Raw genomic sequence first — 16,695 nt, 5'->3', positions numbered from 1 at the left:
GGAGAACCCAGAGGAACGAGCGTATAAAGTGGCTCTGCTTCTTTCAACACCGAACCAACAGAGCGCTGCGCCACTTCGAGGACGATCGCGTCGGCGGGTGCGGTCAGCACCGTGACAGCCTTCCGCCGCGCGGCCTTGTCGAGTTCCCTGGCCGCGGCATCATGATCGCGGCGCGCTTGGACGAGTTCCTCAGCGGTCTTCTGGCGGAACTCTGCGAGGTAAGCCGCTTCCTCGGCCTTCAAGCGTTCCACATTCTCCTCAAGCTCAGCCATGTTATTGCCCGCAAGCAGCATTTCCTGCTCGACCTGCAGCCGCTGACCCTTGGCAGACAGATAGTCGACCTTCGAGCCGACCTCCCTCTTCAGCAGAACGTCCCGCATCGTCTCAAGATCCTTCGCCACGCCAAGGCGAACCTCCAAGGCCTCGCGATCGGCGCTCTTGGTCGCCATCTGGGCTTGAACATTGCGGATCTGCCGATCGTAAGAAGCCAGCTTCGCCTTGTTCTCCTCAACCCTCCGGATCCATATCGTCGACTGCAGGCGCGCTTCGTCATCCAGGTTTTGGGGGTTGTATGGCCGGTCGTCGAGCTCGGACTCGAGCCGCCCGATTTGCGCGGCGAGGCTTGCGACCTTTCCGCGCAATTGATCGGCATCGGCTTCGCTGAACGTCGCGTCGAGGGTCGCCAATGCGTCGCCTTTCCGCACGATGTCGCCCACCTTGGCGTCGATGCTGCGCACGGTCGAAATCTCGAGCGGCTGCACCACAATCGTCGAGGCCGTCGTCACCAGCTTGCCCGGTGCGACCACGATCTGGTCGACCTTGGCTACCGACGCCCAAATGCCAGCGACCATGATGACCGCGACAAGTACGTACAGCGTGGCTCCCACGACCCAGGGCGGGCGCCGCTCGTCAATCTTGCGGGCATCGCTTTGAAAGTCTCTCACCGCTGGAAGGAGCGTGCTCATCGGGCAAGGTGCCTGTTCTGCTGGTTCCAAAGCTGTCGATAAGTCATGCAACGGGACAGAAGTTCGCCATGTTTCCCGTGATCGACGATCCGGCCGCGATCCAGCACGACAATGGCATCCGCTGCGACGAGCGAGGACAGACGGTGCGAAACCATGACCACGGTTCGCCCCTCGGCAATGCGGGCAAGGTTTGCCTGGACGATCGCCTCGCTCTCGGGATCAAGCGCGGAGGTCGCCTCGTCCAGGATGAGGATGCGCGGTTGGCGCAGCAGGGCACGGGCGATCGACAGGCGCTGCTGCTGCCCGCCCGACAGGTTGGTGCCGCCCTCCTCGAGCAAGGTGTCGTAGCCCTGCGGCAGAAGCTTGATGAACTCGTCGGCGCCGGCCATCGTCGCGGCGTGGACGATCTCCTCCAGAGTCGCATCTGGCCTAGTCGCCCCGATGTTCTCGCGCACGGTGCCGCGGAACAGAAAGCACTGCTGCATTACGACGCCGACATTGCTGCGCAGATGCGGAAGGTCGAGCTCGCGAATTTCATGACCATCGATCCGCACCGAGCCGTGCTGGATCGGGTACGTGCCGCGCATCAGCCGCGTCAATGTCGACTTGCCCGAGCCGCTGCGCCCAACGATGCCGAAAACCGAACCGGCCGGGATGGTCAGCGACACGTCGTTCAGGGCCGGCGGAGCGCTTTCGCTGTAGCGGAAGAGAACATGCTCGAACTCGACAGTGCCCGCGATCGGCGGGCGCAGGCCGCGTACATTCGGTGGCCGCTCCGGACTGCGGTTCATGATGTTGCCGAGCATTCGCACCGAGAGCCCGGCCTCCTGGTAGCCTTGCACCAGACCGACGATCTGTGAGAGCGGCGTGGTGACCCGGCCCGACAGCATGTTGAACGCGATCAGCGCGCCCACTGTCATCTGGTTGTCGAAGACGAGCAGGGCGCCGAAGCCGACGACCGCAACCGTCAGCAGCTTTTCGAGGAGCCCGATCACCGCCTGCGCCGAGGTCGAAATCCGCCCTACGTCGAACCGCGACTCGGCGGCCTGGGCGCAGAGTGCGTCCCAATCGCGCTGGCGCAAGGGCTCGGTCGCCAACCCTTTGACCGTTTCTATGCCGTGGATGGTCTCGACGAGATAGGCCTGACGCTGCCCTTCGGCCTCGTAGAGGACGCGCAACTTGCGGCGGTAGAGCGGGATCAGACCGCCGATCACACAGGCGGTGAGGGCGGAAAAGCCGAGCACCATTGTGGCGAGGCGACCGCTGTAGAGGAACAGCAGCGGCACGATGACCAGCAGCGAGGTGGCGTCGAGCAATGTCAGGAAGAGGCGGCCGGTCAGAAACTCCCGGATCTTCTCGACCTGCTGCATGTGCTTGGTGATGACGCCGGCCGAGGCGCGCTCGAAGAAATCGATCGGCAATGACAGCAGACGCGCGAAGGTGCGGATCGAGGTGCGCACATCGATCCGCGCCGAGGCGTAGACCAGCAGGATGCGCCGCAGATAATTGAAAATCGCGTCGAACACGACCGCGGCGCTGACCCCGATGGCGAGCACAACGAGTGTCGTATAGGCCTGGTGCACGAGCACCTTGTCGACGGTGATCTGGATGAAGATCGGCAGGGCAAGCGCCAGCACCTGCAGCGCGACCGCGGCCACCGCGATGTCGCGGAACATCGCGCCGTTGCGGACGACTTCCGGGAGGAACCAGATAAAGCCGAAAGGCCGGCTCTCATCCGCCAGCGCGAATGTGCGGCGCAGCAGCAGGAGCTCGCCGGTCCACTTCCTGCAGAACGTCGCCTGGTCGAGGGGTAATACGTCGAGGCAGTCAGCAAGGGGGTCGAGGACCCCGACCTTGTTCTCGTTGAATCCGAGCAGGATGACGCTGTTGCCATTTGTCAGCCGGGCGATCACCGGATAGGCGTCGCCGAGGCGTTGCAGGTCCTTCCAGCCAACCTTCAATTTGCGGCTGCGCATGCCGCTGCTGCGGGCGATCTTCGGCAGCACCCGGGTGATGTCGTCATCGGGCCTCAGCGCAAAGTCGTGCTTGATGCGCTCGGGGGAAAGATCGATGCCGTAGTGCCGCCCGATGGCGACGAGGCACTGCAGTGCCGTTTCGACCGGAGATCCTTCCACGTTGCCGCGCAGATTATCAGCCTTGGCGGCGCGAAGGGTGGAGGAGCGCGTTCGGGTCATCCAGGTGAGGACGAGCCATACGAGCACCGTGCACAGCAGGAACTGAGCCGGGGGGCTCGGCCTGTGGAGCCACTCGACCGGCCCGTGCCCGGCGGCGGCGAGAGTGGCGAGCGCATCGGACAACCAGCGATTCAGTTCGCTATGGAGATCGCTCATGGCTCTCGCTCCGCGGTATGTTGGCAGGTCGGCGCGTGGACGAGCGCCGTGACGCAAACGGGCCTCGGCGTGCTCCCGCTTCCGCTGCGCCATGACGGGCGGAGAGGGGCAGTGTTGGGCATGAAGCACCGACGCATTTGGGCTATTGCTCGTCGCTGAAATTTGGCGATTTCGGCCGCCGCCGCGCGGTTGCCGCGGGCGTTGCCGCCGCAGGCAATGCCGCCTGCGGCATCAGCCGCACCACCGTTGCTCCAGCATCTGCCGTTTCCTCGCCGACCGGCACGGGAGAAGTGGACTGGGAGCCCGGCTCGGCTCCCGGTGACGACGGCTGCTGCGACCGCAGCACGCCCGCCTTCTCGAGCTGTTCGCGCATGCCGTTCTGCGTCTGCAGCATTTGAGAGAAGGCCTGCAGGCTGGTGATCAGCCGCTGCGTCACGCGCGGCTCGGAGCCCGACAGCGAGACCAGATCAATGCGGATCATGCCGTGCTTGAGCGAAATCTCGCCAAACGCATCGACAAAGGTTTCGGGTACCGTGTCCATTGCCCAAGCCCCATTTTACAAGAAGGGCGGCCGGGCAAGTGCCCGGCCGCGGATGGTGTACCGTCAGGCGAGAGCGATTGAGAACTGGCTCTGCTTGGTGTCGTTATCCCCGTCCGTGAGAGTCGCCGTCAGGTTCATGTTGAGCGGTTCAGGCAAGAACGACTGCTGGATGGTGAACTGGATCACCGGGATCTTGATCGTTCCATTCGCCATCGTCAGCTGGACCGCGTCGATCTGAGGGCCGCCAGCGACGTCCGAGATCACGAAGGACTTGCCGCCTTTGGCGACCCCTGACGTGACGTTGCTAAGATCGGCCGCCAGGACTTTCGTATTGGCACCGACTGTCCCGTCGCTATAGTAGATGCGGTACTCGAGATCCTCGGCGCCAGGGTCATAACCACCCACCGAGTTGTCGATGAACACTTTGACCTGGTCCACTAGCTGCGAGGGATTGACGACAAAGCTTTCGTCGGTGGATTGGATCCCGGCCGCCGACCCGTCCAGGTTGTTGTTGTTGATACCGATACCTGAGGTTGACACGTTCATCTGTGTCGAGCCGTTGATCAGGGTCGGGATCTGATTGGTCGGCGTGAGGAAGCCATTGATCTGAGCCTTGGTCAGGTCCGGCTGCCCGAGTCCCACCAGGTCCAGGATGTCGTTCGGCGGAGTGTCGGCGACGTTGTCAAGTTTTGCGGGCGCGGTCGCCACAGCGCCGAAGAACACTACGCTCTGTCCCGCTGCGGGTCCGCTCGAGAAGGTCAGTGTCTGCACTGGGTTGGGGCCCCCAGGCGTCAGCGAACCCTGCGATGTGTCGAAGTTGACGATCGCAGGGGGCGGGGTCGTCACGGCGATCGTGTAGGTGTCAGCCCCCGGCTTGAATGCCAGCGTGAACGCTACCGAGTCCGAGATGCCGTCAGTATTGAAATCGGCATTGATCGTCCCGTTGAAGACGTAGTTGCCGTTTGCGTCGGTTGTCGTGGCGGTCCCTAGCGAGCTGTTGACGGTCACGGCAGAATGGCCGTCAATCGTGTAGTTGTTCAGGGTTATGTTCAGCGACTTGAACCCGTCGGCGCCAGGACCTTCGGGCCAGGTGCTGCTGCCGCCCGCTGCGTAGGTCCCGTTGGTGATGTTATTGACTGTGATCGAGGGCCCGTCATCCTTGAAGGCGAGCAGCGGGGTGAGGTCGAGCGGCGCCGCGGCATGGTCGCCGTCTCCGTCGGTCGCAGTCGCCGTCAGCACGACCAGATTGCTGCCGGTGAGACCGCGCGTCTCGTCAGGGTCGTTGGGGTTGGCGTGCACGATTGCGCGCCGCTGATCGAGCGTTACCTGGCCGCTGGAGTCGACGCTGACCACGAACACGGTCAGAGCTGTTGTCGCCGTCTTGCCGAGGATCTGACCGTTGACAAGCGACAGAACCACCGACTCGCCGGTGGCTGTGTCGGTCAGGCCCGAGGCCCCGCCAGGTGTCGACAGCGCGTAGCTGACCGGCGTGGCGCCTTGGCCGTCGTTGCCGAAAGTCGGCGTGAACTGGGCCGCAAAGCTTGCCTGCGCGTCCGTGGTCAGTACGGTCTCGTCGACCGTCAAGGTCGACGCACCGATCGCACTCGCCGTGATCGACGGCCCGTCATCCTTGAAGGCGAGCAGTGGGGTGAGGTCGAGCGGCGCCGCGGCATGGTCGCCGTCTCCGTCGGTCGCAGTCGCCGTCAGCACGACCAGATTGCTGCCGGTGAGGCCGCGCGACTCGTTGGGGTCGTTGGGATTTGCATGCACGATTGCACGCTGCTGATCGAGCGTCACTTGGCCGCTGGAGTCGACGCTGACCACGAACACGGTCAGACCTGTTGTCGCCGTCTTGCCGAGGATCTGACCGTTGACAAGCGACAGAACCACCGACTCGCCGGTGGCTGTGTCGGTCAGGCCCGAGGCCCCGCCAGGGGTCGACAGCGCGTAGCTGACCGGCGTGGCGCCTTGGCCGTCCGTCCCATAATTCTTCGTGAACTGGGCCGCAAAGCCCGCTGTCGCGTCCGTCGCCAGCACGGTCTCGTCGACCGTCAAGGTCGGCGCACCTGTCGCACTCGCCGTGATCGACGGCCCGTCATCCTCAATGACGATCTGCTGGCCGACGAACGTCGAGGAGCCGCTGGACGTCACGATGCCGAAGCCGCCGATGTCGAAAGTGTTGTTGTCGTTATTGGCATCGCTATCCGTGTTGCTGACGTTTTCGATCAGCACGCGGTTGTGGGGATCGGTCGTCGTCCACGACACCTTGTCGCCCGTGCTCAGGCCGGTGATCGTCAAGGTGCCGTCGGCGTTGACAGTGGCGACCGGGGTGTATTGAGTATTACCTGTCTTGACCACGAAGTCGGTGACCGAGGCCGACGTGATGTTGACCTTCGTGTCGTTGGTGAGGCCGTCGACGAAACCCGCTCCAGGCTCATAGGCGGTGGAGTACGCCGTGATCTTGACGGTGACAGGTCCGACGCCCGGATTGGTCTGGTTGACGGTGAAGGATGCCCCCGTTGCATTGACCACGTTCTGGAAGTCGATGTTGGCTTCGACATCGGCCTCGTTCTGGTCCAAATTCGGCACCAGGAAGTTCGTGTTTGTGCCGGTGACGTAGGTGATGAACGCGCCCTCGGTGGGGTTGATCGCGTTGCCGTTGACGCCGAACGAGGTGGTGCTGCCCGCCTGGCTGATATTGAGCACGTCCTTGGTCGTGATGGTTCCGCCCTGGGATTGGTTCAACGGGTCTCTCCCGATCACCACGATCTGGGTGGAGTTTGGATCACCGAACGTCATGAACAGATTGCTACCAGAGGGCGCCCCTGCAAAGCCGAAATTAAGCGTCTCGGTCGCCGCGAGCTTGAGGGTGTTGCCGAGATTGACCGCGTCATCCGGGTTGGTGCTGCCGCTGTGGAAAGTCGGAACGTAGGTGACGACGTTGAAGGTCACCTGATCGCTGGTGGCACCGGCGTTGATCGAGTCCTGCTTGAAGATGACGAAGGCGATCGCGTCGGCACTGCCGTTGCCATCGCTGTCATATTTGCCGATTACGGTGTTGCTTCCATCTGCATAAAGCAGGATGGCCTTGCCGTCGACGGTAGTAAGGCCGCTGTTGTCGCCGTCGAGGGCACCACCGTTGGTGTCAGTGAACGTGGTGCCGGCGAGTTGAGACCCGGCGGTGGCGTTGACCGTGACCGAGTTCGTCTTGGTTGCGACACCGATGCTGGTCGGGAATGCGCTGCTCAGCCCGAGAGTGGTCTCGAGGTAGGTCCTAAAACCGGCCGGCAGCGAGGAGTACGCGACATCGGTGTCGGTGAAGGCGTCGTCAATGTTGTCGCCTGTTTGCAACCCGGTGGTCTGGTCGTTGACGGCCTGATCGTTAAGAATGAAGCTGATCGTCATTGCGATTCTCCCTGGTTCAATGCGGCTGGCGCTGTATCGGCCCAACGCCCGGCAACCGGCCGCACGGACGCACATCCGGCGGCCGGAGCCGGCGCTGCGCGCCATCGTTAAAAGGAAACTGGAGTTCTGGATTGGCTCAGGGGGTAGAGGGTGTTGGGAGGAGCCGTCGCTATTCCTCCGCTCCTTGCCCCATCAGGCAAGTCTAGGCGAACGCGTCCTATGCGCATCGGTGACCCACCAACGGCGGGCACCAAGGATCGACAATGACGGCATACTCAACCCCGCCCCTCTTCAACAGGCATTTGCTGCCTGTACGCCTCCCGCTCAACTTGAGCACGAAAACTTTACGCTTATTTGTGGAAATTTCAAATCGGACTGTTGTCTTTTAACAAAATGTGCGAATGGGACCAACGGTTACCCGGTCATGAGGACTTTTGTCCCGTGTGGTGGTTCGAACAGGGCGATTGATCGATCCGACATCGGAAGTAAGTCAGCCGCCCGGCTTTATGGGCGCTTTCCGCGCGCTTGCGCGGGGTCTGAGTCTCATCGCTCTTAGAGTGTGGAACAACGCAGCGTGTCAGCGTGTCCAAATTGGATTGTTTTGATCACAAATATGAGCGCGCCGAAACAGTGTGGGCCGGGCGCTATCATCGACTCTATCAACGTACACCCGCTATGTCGAACGACATGCAAGGCCAGCTAGTGGCAAGCCAAACTTTGGCAGTGTATTAGTCTGAAATTCCTGGGCTAGCGACCGGCCTGCCAAATTCAATTCTGAACTGCATGATCTGTCTTCCGTCAAAGTCGCGGACCGTGCAAACCACATCGCGGTACTGAGTCGGGGGCGGCCCGGCACTAGTTTGCGGACCATTTCGAGTGCCCGTTCCTTGGCCGACTCAGTGCCGAGTAGGAGGGCTCCGCGTGTGTCGTGATAGACATCCCCGGTGTCGGAAATATCGAAGAAGAACCTAGGCATGAGAGGTTATAACGCAGAATGCGTAAAAGGTTTACTTTCTTGGAAGGCCCGCGTTGAACAAGGGCGTAACCGTCGGCCATTCAGCTTGCACCCGATGGAGCCCCTGCATGTCTTTGCCTTCTCATAGGCGCGCTTGCGCGCGGGCGCGCTCTGCATGATGTCGTTGGAAGATTCACGCCAGATATGGACTGTCATGCTTGCATCCGCCGCAGGCCTCGGCAAAGGCGGGGTCAAGCTCCTCAGCCTTGTCGTAAAGCGTGAGAGCCTCCCGCAGCCCGTCGCGCCGGCCGGTCCGTGCCGTCTGCTCGGCCCGAAGGTAGAAGTCGTAGGCCTCCAGGTTTTCGGTCGGCGGGCGAGCCATGCGCTCGCTTTCCGCTGCCGAAGGTTGCATGCCGAGCGCTTTGGCGATCTCCCCGCTCATCTCTTCCTGGACGGCAAACACGCCGGCCATGCCCCGGTCGAACCGGTTGGCCCACAGATTGTCGCCCGTTGCCGTATCGATGAGCTGGGCATTGAGGCGGATCTGCTCGCCGGTGCGGCGGACGCTGCCCTCGACAACGAAGCGGACGCCAAGGTCGCGCGCGACGTCCTCCAGCGCCGCAGGCTTGTTTTTGTAGGCGAACACCGAGTTGCGCGCGATGACGTCCAAACCTGAAAGCTTGGTGAGGTCAGTGATCAGATCCTCGGTGATGCCGTCGGCGAAATAGTCCTGGCTCGGATCGCCGCCGAGATTTGCAAACGGCAGCACGGCAACCGATGGGCGCGATGGCATCGAGAACTTCTGCCATGCGAAAAAGCCGGCAATCGCGGCAATCACCAGAGCGGCGACACTTGCCAGGATCATGACGCGCGATCCCGGCCGGTGTGGCGCGGCTGTGACCTTGCCCGATGCAGCGGGATCCAGCAGCAGCCGATACGCGCGAACCGGATCGGCGATGTTCTTAAGCCGCTGTTCGCCAAGGCTGGCAAAGCCGACGTCAACCTTGTGCAGCGCATGATCGAACGCCGTGCCCGATATACATACACCCCCCGGCTCAGCCATAGCCTCGAGGCGCGCGGCAATGTTGACGCCATCGCCATAAATGTCATCGTCCTCGACGATGACGTCGCCGAGATTAACGCCGATTCGAAACCGGATCTGCCGGGTTTCAGTGGTGCCAATATTGCGATCGACCATTCGGCGCTGGATAACGGCCGAGCACTGGACGGCGTCGACGACGCTGGCGAATTCGACCAGTGCACCGTCGCCCATGAGCTTGATAATGCGGCCATGGAATTCGGCTATCGCGGGGTCGATCAGTTCGCGACGGCAACTCTTTAGTCGATCGAGCGTGCCGACCTCGTCCTCGCCCATGAGGCGGCTGTAGCCGACCACGTCGGCTGCAAGGATTGCGGTGAGCCGTCGCTCCATACGCTGGTGCCTGCCTCGTCCACCCGTCAAGCTTCGCCGACGAGTGTATTCGACTGGTATTTCGAATGCGAGCGTGCTTGGACCCTGGGGCTGTGATCAATGCAGCCACGTCGTTTTTTGCGAGCCTTGCTCACATAGGTCAGCTTATGAGTAAAAAAGGATGCTGCTGCAAGGCTTGCCTGGGTCAAGTCACGACATCTGATCTTGCAGTTTGAAGGTCCGCTATCACTCTTCATTGGGCACAAGCGGACTTACTGGTTACGGCCCCGCAACAGTCTCGGGGCGTTTCTCTGGTGGCCAATCATGACCGAAGGAGAAACGAAATGGGACACTCTTGCTACGACCTGACCACCTCCGATCGCCGGGCATGGAATGCAGGCAAGAAAGTCGGAACGAAACGCCCGCTGAAACCTCGACAGATATGGGCGATACGCTTCTTTCTCGATCGAGAGCGGCGTCTGCGAGACAGAGCGCTCTTCGATCTAGCCATCGACAGCAAGTTGCGCGGCTGCGATCTCGTCAAGATCAAAATCGGCAACCTCGTGATAGGACCGGAAATCCGAACTCGCGCGATGGTCGTCCAACAGAAGACCGGCCGACCTGTTCAGTTCGAGTTGATAAGCGATGCACGCTCCAGCCTTCTCGCATGGCTGGAGCGACGCGGCGGTACAGTCGATGACTACGCGTTCCCGAGCAGGATCGATCCAAGGGCTCACATGAGCACGAGGCAGTATGCCCGTCTCGTCGACGAATGGGTCGAGGCGGTCGGACTTCGACCAGAGGAATACGGAACCCATTCCCTGCGTCGCACCAAGGCCTCGATTATCTACAAAGCGACGGGAAATCTGCGAGCCATCCAGATTTTGCTCGGCCATACCAAGATCGAGAATACGGTCCGCTATCTGGGTGTCGATGTCGAGGATGCTCTCGAACTTTCCGAGGCAACTGAGGTTTGATCAGGCACGGCTCCACTTCAGGAGTGGAGCCGTGACCAACTTGCGCCCTCAGCTCAGACGCACGGGCTGGCATCATTCTCGCGCGGAAGCAGACCTTCACGGACGACGCTCAACCCCGATACGCGGCTGCGGCCGCCCCGCATTAAACCGGGTGTCCTTCGATAAGGAAATTCCACCCTCCGGTAACGAAATAGAAAATACAATCTCTACAAATGAACTAAACTTATGCTTGATGGGCGGCCTGTGGCGCAGCTGGCGCCACCGGTAGGAAAATCATTTGCCTCATTGAGCAGGACGACATGGCTGCCGAAATCCCCGATCGCATCAAGGTGCTGTGGTTCTTGCCGACACATGGCGACAGTCGCTATCTGGGTACCTCCGAGGGCGGCAGGGCGGTCGACCTGCCTTATCTGACGCAAGTGGCGCAGGCGGCCGACACGCTTGGCTATTACGGCGTGCTCCTGCCGACGGGCAGGTCCTGCGAGGACTCGTGGGTTATCGCGTCGGCTCTGGCGCCGCTGACAGAGCGGCTGCGTTTCCTGGTCGCGGTGCGGCCCGGCCTGCAGTCGCCGACGCTTGCCGCCCGCATGACGGCGACGCTCGACCGCATCTCCAACGGACGGCTGCTGATCAACGTCGTCACCGGCGGCGATCCGCTGGAGAACAAGGGCGACGGCATCTTCCTGTCGCATGCCGAGCGCTACGAGGTGACGCAGGAATTCCTGCAGGTCTACAAGCGCGTGCTGAGCGGCGAGACGGTGGAGCATCAGGGCAAGCATTTCCGCATCGAGGACGGTAGGCTGCTGTTCCCGCCGGTGCAGACGCCCTATCCGCCGCTCTATTTCGGTGGGTCTTCCGATGCGGGATCGACCGTGGCGGCACAGGAGATCGACAAATATCTGACCTGGGGCGAACCGCCCGCTGATGTCGCGCGCAAGCTCGACCGTGTGCGCGAGCTTGCCGAAAAGGCGGGCCGCAAGCTCTCCTTCGGCATCCGCCTGCACGTCATCGCCCGCGAAACCACCGAGGAAGCCTGGGCCGCTGCCGACCGGCTGATCAGCCGGCTCGACGACGCGACCATCGCCTCGGCGCAGAAGGTTTTCGCGCGCATGGACTCGGTCGGCCAGGCGCGGATGAGCGCGCTGCATGGCGGCGACCGGTCCAAGCTGGAGATCGCGCCGAACCTGTGGGCCGGCGTTGGTCTAGTGCGCGGCGGCGCCGGCACGGCGCTAGTCGGGGATCCAGCCACTATCGCCGAGAGGATCGACGAATACAGGCGGCTCGGCATCGATACCTTCATCCTCTCGGGATATCCGCATCTCGAAGAAGCCTATCGCTTCGGCGAGCTGGTGCTGCCGCATCTGCCGACCGAGCATCCGGTCAAGGCGCCCGGCTCGTCCGTCAACACCGGTCCGTTCGGCGAAACGATCGCCGGCGCCCATCGTCCGAAATCGCTCGCCAGCGCCTCGTGAACGCGTTGCCGCCTCGGCCACGCAGCCATGTCGTCATCCTCGGCGGCGGCTTTACCGGCGGAGCCGTGGCTTGGCATCTGGCGCGCCAATCCGCCCGGCCATTGATCACTGTCATAGAGCCGTGTCCGTTCCTCGGCGGCGGGCTGGCCTATTCCAGCGAAGAGCCGTCGCATCGCGTCAACGTGCCAGCGTCCAGGATGAGCCTGTCGCCGGACGAGCCGGAGCATTTTTCGCGCTGGCTGGCGCATGACGGCGAGGTCGAGCGCGACCCGGACGCCGTCTGGCGTAATGACGACATCTATCCGAGGCGACATGTGTTCGGCCGCTATGTCGCCGAGCACCTGGCGCCGCATATCGCCAGCGGAGCGATCCGCCATGTTCGAGATCATGCAAGCGACGTGAAGCGCAACGGCGACGGCTGGATCGTGACTGCTTCCGGTCAGCCGATCGCCGCCGACATGGTGGTTCTCGCCATGACGCACCCGTCGCCTGATGTTCCGGTCGCGCTGGAGCCGATCGCCGAGGCGGATGGTTTCGTTGCCGACGTCTACTCTGGCGATGCGCTCGGTTCGATCGCTCCCGACGCGTCGGTGCTGATCGTCGGCTCCGGCCTGACCTCGGCCGACACCGTCGCCGAGCTCGATCGCCGCGGCCATCGCGGGCGCATCCTGGCGATGTCGCGCCATGGATTGCGTTCGCGCGGGCACCCGCAGGTACGCGGCGAACCTTTTGGCGATTTCACTGCCACGCCGGCCACGACCGCGCTCGGATTGCTCGAGAATATCCGCTCGACGCTGGCAGTGGCCGATGCCGGCGGCGTCAACTGGCAGTCAGTCTTCGATCAGTTGCGGCTGCAGGGACCGGTGATCTGGTCCGCTCTCCAGGAAGATCAGCGCACCCGGCTGGTGCGGCGGCTGCGCGCCTTCTGGGACGTGCATCGCTTCCGCATCGCGCCACAGGTCCAGGCGGTGCTCGATCGTCGCCATGCCGAGGGCACGTTCGATAATATCGCCGCGAGCCTTGTGGCCTCGAACGACGACGGAGACGGCCTAGCGGTCACTTTGCGCCTTCGCGGCCAAAGACAATTCGAGACGATGCATTTCGACGCGGTGATCAACACCACGGGACCGGCGCATGGCAAGGCGCTGAGCGCCAATCCGGCGCTGCGCTCGCTTGCCGATGCCGGCCTGATCCGGATCGACCGCCATGGACTCGGGATCGAGACCGCGCCGGACAGCCGTGCCATCGGTCCGGACGGCGAGCCCGTGCCAGGCCTTTTCATTGCTGGGCCATTGGCACGCGGTACCTTCGGCGAGTTGATGGGCCTGCCGGAAGTGGCGCGTCACGCGCAAGCGGTCGCCTCGGAGATCGAAAGCCTGCTCGGTGCCCTGTCGTCGTTCGTGAGCGGGCGCTGAAAATCCACGACGGTGCAGGCAGGCGAATTGGTATTTCCGTCCGGGCAGGGCTATCAAAACGGAAAATCCTACTTTGTATATATACTCAGTAGACTAATAATTGGCGACGAAATCCGGCCACGTCCGGATCAATCGTTGGGACAGGCCAAACCGGGAGATCTCCATGCCGCAGAACGATCGCGACGCAGTCAAATTCGCTTATTGGGTGCCGAACGTCTCGGGCGGCCTTGTCATCTCGAACATCGAGCAGAGGACCAACCACTCGGCCGAGTACAACCGCAAGCTGGCGCAGATCGCCGAGCAGGCGGGCTTCGATTATGCGCTGAGCCAGATCCGCTTCACGGCCGGCTATGGAGCCGACGAGCAGCATGAGTCGGTATCGTTCAGCCACGACCTGCTCGCTGCCACCAAGACGCTGAAGGTGATCGCGGCGATCCTGCCGGGGCCGTGGAACCCGGCGCTGGCGGCAAAGCAGCTCGCCACCATCAGCTATCTGACCGGCGGCCGCGTCGCCATCAATCTCGTTTCCGGCTGGTTCCGCGGCGAATTCCACGCCATCGGCGAGCATTGGCTCGACCATGACGAGCGCTATCGCCGCTCGGAAGAATTCATCCGCGCGCTGCGCGGCATCTGGACCGAGGACAGCTTCACCTTCCGCGGCGACTTCTACCGCTTCAACCAGTATTCGCTGAAGCCGAAGCCGCTGAAGCCGCTGCCCGAGATCTTCCAGGGCGGTTCGTCGCGCGCGGCGCGCGACATGGCCTCGCGCGTTTCGGACTGGTACTTTACCAACGGCAACACGCCCGCCGAGATCGCCAAGCAGGTCGACGACATCCAGGCAAAGGCAAAGGCCAACAGCCACTCGGTCAAGGTCGGCGTCAACGCTTTCGCCATCGTGCGCGAGACTGAGGAAGAGGCGAAGGCGGTCCTGGCCGAGATCATCGCCAAGGCCAATCCGGAGGCCGTGAATGCCTTCGGCCATGAGGTCAAGAATGCCGGCAAGGCCTCGCCGGAAGGCGAGGGCAACTGGGCGAAGTCGTCCTTCGACGATCTGGTGCAGTACAATGACGGTTTCCGCTCGAATTTGATCGGCACGCCGAAACAGGTCGCGGAGCGTATCGTCGATCTGAAGCGCGCCGGCGCCGATCTTATCCTGCTCGGCTTCCTGCATTTCCAGGAAGAGGTCGAGTATTTCGGAAAGCACGTCATTCCGCTCGTGCGTAAGCTGGAAAACGCGGAAGCCGCGGCGGCGCTCGCCGCCGAATAACAACGCCAGCCGCCGGCCGGAACTCGTCCGGCCAGCCGACGATCATGAACCGCACGCCCGATCGGGCGCGCGGCAGGGACCGTGCGCGCCTTCGCTACAGTTGGGGACGGTGGAATGCCGATATCAAATCATGCTTTCGGGGCGGTCGAGGCTTCGGTCTATGCGCCGGAGATCTTCGCGCAGGGGCTGCCGGCCGCTCAGCGGCAGGGTCACGGCGACAGACCTCGACAGACTGCAGCGGAAGATGCCGCGCCGCTTCTTGCCCTTGAGGGCATAGGGCTGTCTTTCGGCGGCGTGGTGGCGCTCGCGGACGTGGATCTGTCGGTTCGGTCCGGCGAGATACGCGCCATCATCGGTCCGAACGGCGCTGGCAAGAGCTCGCTGATCAATGTCATCAGCGGCGTTTACCGGCCTGATCGCGGCCACGTCCGGCTCGATGGCGAGCGCTATGTCCAGGTCCCGACGCAACGGCTGGCGCGTCTGGGTGTCGCCCGCACCTTCCAGAACCTCGCTCTGTTCAAGGGGCTCTCCGTCCTCGACAATGTCGCATCCGGCCTTGCCTACAGGACAAGGTCCAACTTCGCCGGCCAGATCCTCGGCGTCGGCCGCACCCGACGCGAGCAGCAGGAGCAGCGCGGGCGCGCCGACCAGGTTCTCGAATTCCTGCACCTGACCGACGTCCGCGACAGGCTGGCCGGCACGTTGCCCTACGGCCTGCAGAAGCGCGCCGAGCTTGCCCGGGCGCTGGTCGCCGAACCGCGACTGCTTTTGCTCGACGAACCCATGGCCGGCATGACGGCGGGCGAGAAGAGCGAGATGGCGGCCTATGTGCGCGCCGCGCGCGACCGCTTCGCCACCACCGTCGTGCTGATCGAGCACGATGTCGGCGTCGTCATGGGCCTGTCGGACCGCATCGCGGTGCTCGACTACGGGCGCAAGATCGCCGACGGCACGCCCGACGAGGTCAGGAACGATCAGCGCGTCATCGACGCCTATCTCGGCGTCGCCTCCGACAACGAGGAGGGGGCAGGCATATGATCGGCGACTTCGACTACCAGTTTTTCCTCGAAGTGCTGACCGGCGGGCTTCTGTCCGGCGTCATGTACTCGCTGGTCGCGATCGGCTTCGTGCTGATCTACAAGACATCAGGCGTGCTGAACTTCGCGCAAGGGGCGCTGCTTCTGTTCGCGGCGCTGACCTTCGTCAGCCTGGTCGAGCGCGGCGTGCCGTTCGCCCTGGCCTTGGCCGTCACCTTCGCCATCATGGTGGCGCTCGGCATCGGCATCGAGCGCGCGGTGCTGAGGCCGCTCACCAACAAGCCACCGATCACGCTGTTCATGGCCACGCTCGGCCTTTCCTACATCATCGAGGGCGCGGCCCAGCTCATCTGGGGCACGCAGGTGCATGGCCTCGAGCTCGGCATCGAGGATGTGCCGCTGGAAGTCGGCGGCGTGCTGATCAGCCAGTTCGACATCTTCGCCGCCGCGGTAGCGGCGGCCATGGTGCTGCTCTTGTCGCTGTTCTTCCGCTACACCCGCATCGGCTTGAGCTTCCGCGCCGTTGCCGACGACCAGTTCGCCGCACTCGCCGTCGGGCTCAGGCTGCCGCTGATCTGGGCCAGCGTGTGGGCCGCGGCCGGCCTCGTCGCGCTGGTGGCCGGACTGCTCTGGGGCGCTCGCCTCGGTGTCCAGTTCTCGCTGTCGCTGGTGGTGCTCAAGGCGCTGCCGGTGCTGGTGCTTGGCGGCTTCGATTCCATCCTCGGCGCGATAGTCGGCGGGCTGTTGATCGGCGCCAGCGAGAAGCTCGCCGAGGTCTATATCGGCGACTATTTCGGCGGCGGCATCGAGAGCTGGTTCGCCTATGTCGTGGCGCTCGTGTTCCTGCTCATCCGCCCATCAGGCCTGTTCGGCCAGAAGCTTGTCGAAAGGGTCTGATG

Annotated in this window: 10 protein-coding genes and 1 pseudogene; 6 read left to right on the top strand and 5 right to left on the bottom strand. The window is 63.0% G+C overall.

Annotation, left to right across the window (positions count from 1 at the left end; genetic code table 11):
- From EOA23_RS06210 to EOA23_RS06190, 5 genes and pseudogenes are all read right to left on the bottom strand, one after another.
- The coding region (locus EOA23_RS06210; protein WP_127303242.1) for an HlyD family type I secretion periplasmic adaptor subunit at positions 1–965 on the bottom strand (965 nt) is incomplete at its 3' end.
- Positions 962–3,409 carry a peptidase domain-containing ABC transporter gene (locus EOA23_RS06205; RefSeq protein ID WP_245474030.1) on the bottom strand — a complete coding sequence of 816 codons (2,448 nt, stop codon included), beginning with the start codon at positions 3,407–3,409 and terminating at the stop codon, positions 962–964. The genes EOA23_RS06205 and EOA23_RS06210, both read right to left, overlap by 4 nt.
- Positions 3,410–3,458: 49 nt before the next feature.
- Positions 3,459–3,857: a hypothetical protein gene (locus EOA23_RS06200; protein WP_127303241.1), complete on the bottom strand. Its 399-nt coding sequence runs from the start codon at positions 3,855–3,857 to the stop codon at positions 3,459–3,461.
- 63 nt (positions 3,858–3,920) lie between these two features.
- On the bottom strand, positions 3,921–7,262 hold the full coding sequence (locus EOA23_RS06195; protein ID WP_127303240.1) for a DUF5801 repeats-in-toxin domain-containing protein: 3,342 nt from the start codon (positions 7,260–7,262) through the stop codon (positions 3,921–3,923).
- Positions 7,263–8,352: 1,090 nt separating this feature from the next.
- Positions 8,353–9,649: pseudogene (locus EOA23_RS06190) on the bottom strand (adenylate/guanylate cyclase domain-containing protein); the annotation flags it as partial.
- 323 nt (positions 9,650–9,972) lie between these two features.
- On the opposite strand from EOA23_RS06190, the gene EOA23_RS06185 reads away from it, so the two are divergent.
- From EOA23_RS06185 to EOA23_RS06160, 6 genes are all read left to right on the top strand, one after another.
- A complete protein-coding gene (locus EOA23_RS06185; RefSeq protein WP_127303245.1) occupies positions 9,973–10,605 on the top strand; it encodes a tyrosine-type recombinase/integrase in 633 nt (210 codons plus the stop codon).
- 299 nt (positions 10,606–10,904) lie between these two features.
- Entirely contained in the window at positions 10,905–12,077 is a 1,173-nt protein-coding gene (gene ssuD / locus EOA23_RS06180; RefSeq protein WP_127303239.1) for an FMNH2-dependent alkanesulfonate monooxygenase, read from the top strand.
- Positions 12,074–13,492 carry an FAD/NAD(P)-binding protein gene (locus EOA23_RS06175; RefSeq protein ID WP_127303238.1) on the top strand — a complete coding sequence of 473 codons (1,419 nt, stop codon included), beginning with the start codon at positions 12,074–12,076 and terminating at the stop codon, positions 13,490–13,492. The genes ssuD and EOA23_RS06175 overlap by 4 nt, the downstream gene beginning before the upstream one ends.
- Positions 13,493–13,655: 163 nt before the next feature.
- On the top strand, positions 13,656–14,759 hold the full coding sequence (sfnG, locus tag EOA23_RS06170) for a dimethylsulfone monooxygenase SfnG (protein ID WP_127303237.1): 1,104 nt from the start codon (positions 13,656–13,658) through the stop codon (positions 14,757–14,759).
- Between the two features lie 114 nt (positions 14,760–14,873).
- Complete coding sequence (locus EOA23_RS06165) at positions 14,874–15,797, top strand: ABC transporter ATP-binding protein (RefSeq protein ID WP_127303236.1); 924 nt, start codon at positions 14,874–14,876, stop codon at positions 15,795–15,797.
- Positions 15,797–16,693 (top strand): branched-chain amino acid ABC transporter permease, encoded by an 897-nt coding sequence (locus EOA23_RS06160; protein WP_189341517.1) that lies wholly within the window; start codon positions 15,797–15,799, stop codon positions 16,691–16,693. Before EOA23_RS06165 ends, EOA23_RS06160 begins: the two co-directional genes overlap by 1 nt.
- The last annotated feature ends 2 nt before the right edge of the window (positions 16,694–16,695 follow it).

The organism is Mesorhizobium sp. M2A.F.Ca.ET.042.01.1.1, from assembly GCF_003997405.1.
Classification (GTDB): Bacteria; Pseudomonadota; Alphaproteobacteria; order Rhizobiales; family Rhizobiaceae; genus Mesorhizobium.
This window is presented reverse-complemented; position numbering and strand designations above follow the sequence as displayed.

Coding starts and splice junctions, on each gene's coding strand:
- EOA23_RS06205 (WP_245474030.1), bottom strand. CDS start 3,409: ATGGCGCAGCGGAAGCGGGAGCACGCCGAGGCCCGTTTGCGTCACGGC.
- EOA23_RS06185 (WP_127303245.1), top strand. CDS start 9,973: ATGGGACACTCTTGCTACGACCTGACCACCTCCGATCGCCGGGCATGG.
- ssuD (WP_127303239.1), top strand. CDS start 10,905: ATGGCTGCCGAAATCCCCGATCGCATCAAGGTGCTGTGGTTCTTGCCG.
- EOA23_RS06165 (WP_127303236.1), top strand. CDS start 14,874: ATGCCGATATCAAATCATGCTTTCGGGGCGGTCGAGGCTTCGGTCTAT.
- EOA23_RS06200 (WP_127303241.1), bottom strand. CDS start 3,857: ATGGACACGGTACCCGAAACCTTTGTCGATGCGTTTGGCGAGATTTCG.
- sfnG (WP_127303237.1), top strand. CDS start 13,656: ATGCCGCAGAACGATCGCGACGCAGTCAAATTCGCTTATTGGGTGCCG.
- EOA23_RS06195 (WP_127303240.1), bottom strand. CDS start 7,262: ATGACGATCAGCTTCATTCTTAACGATCAGGCCGTCAACGACCAGACC.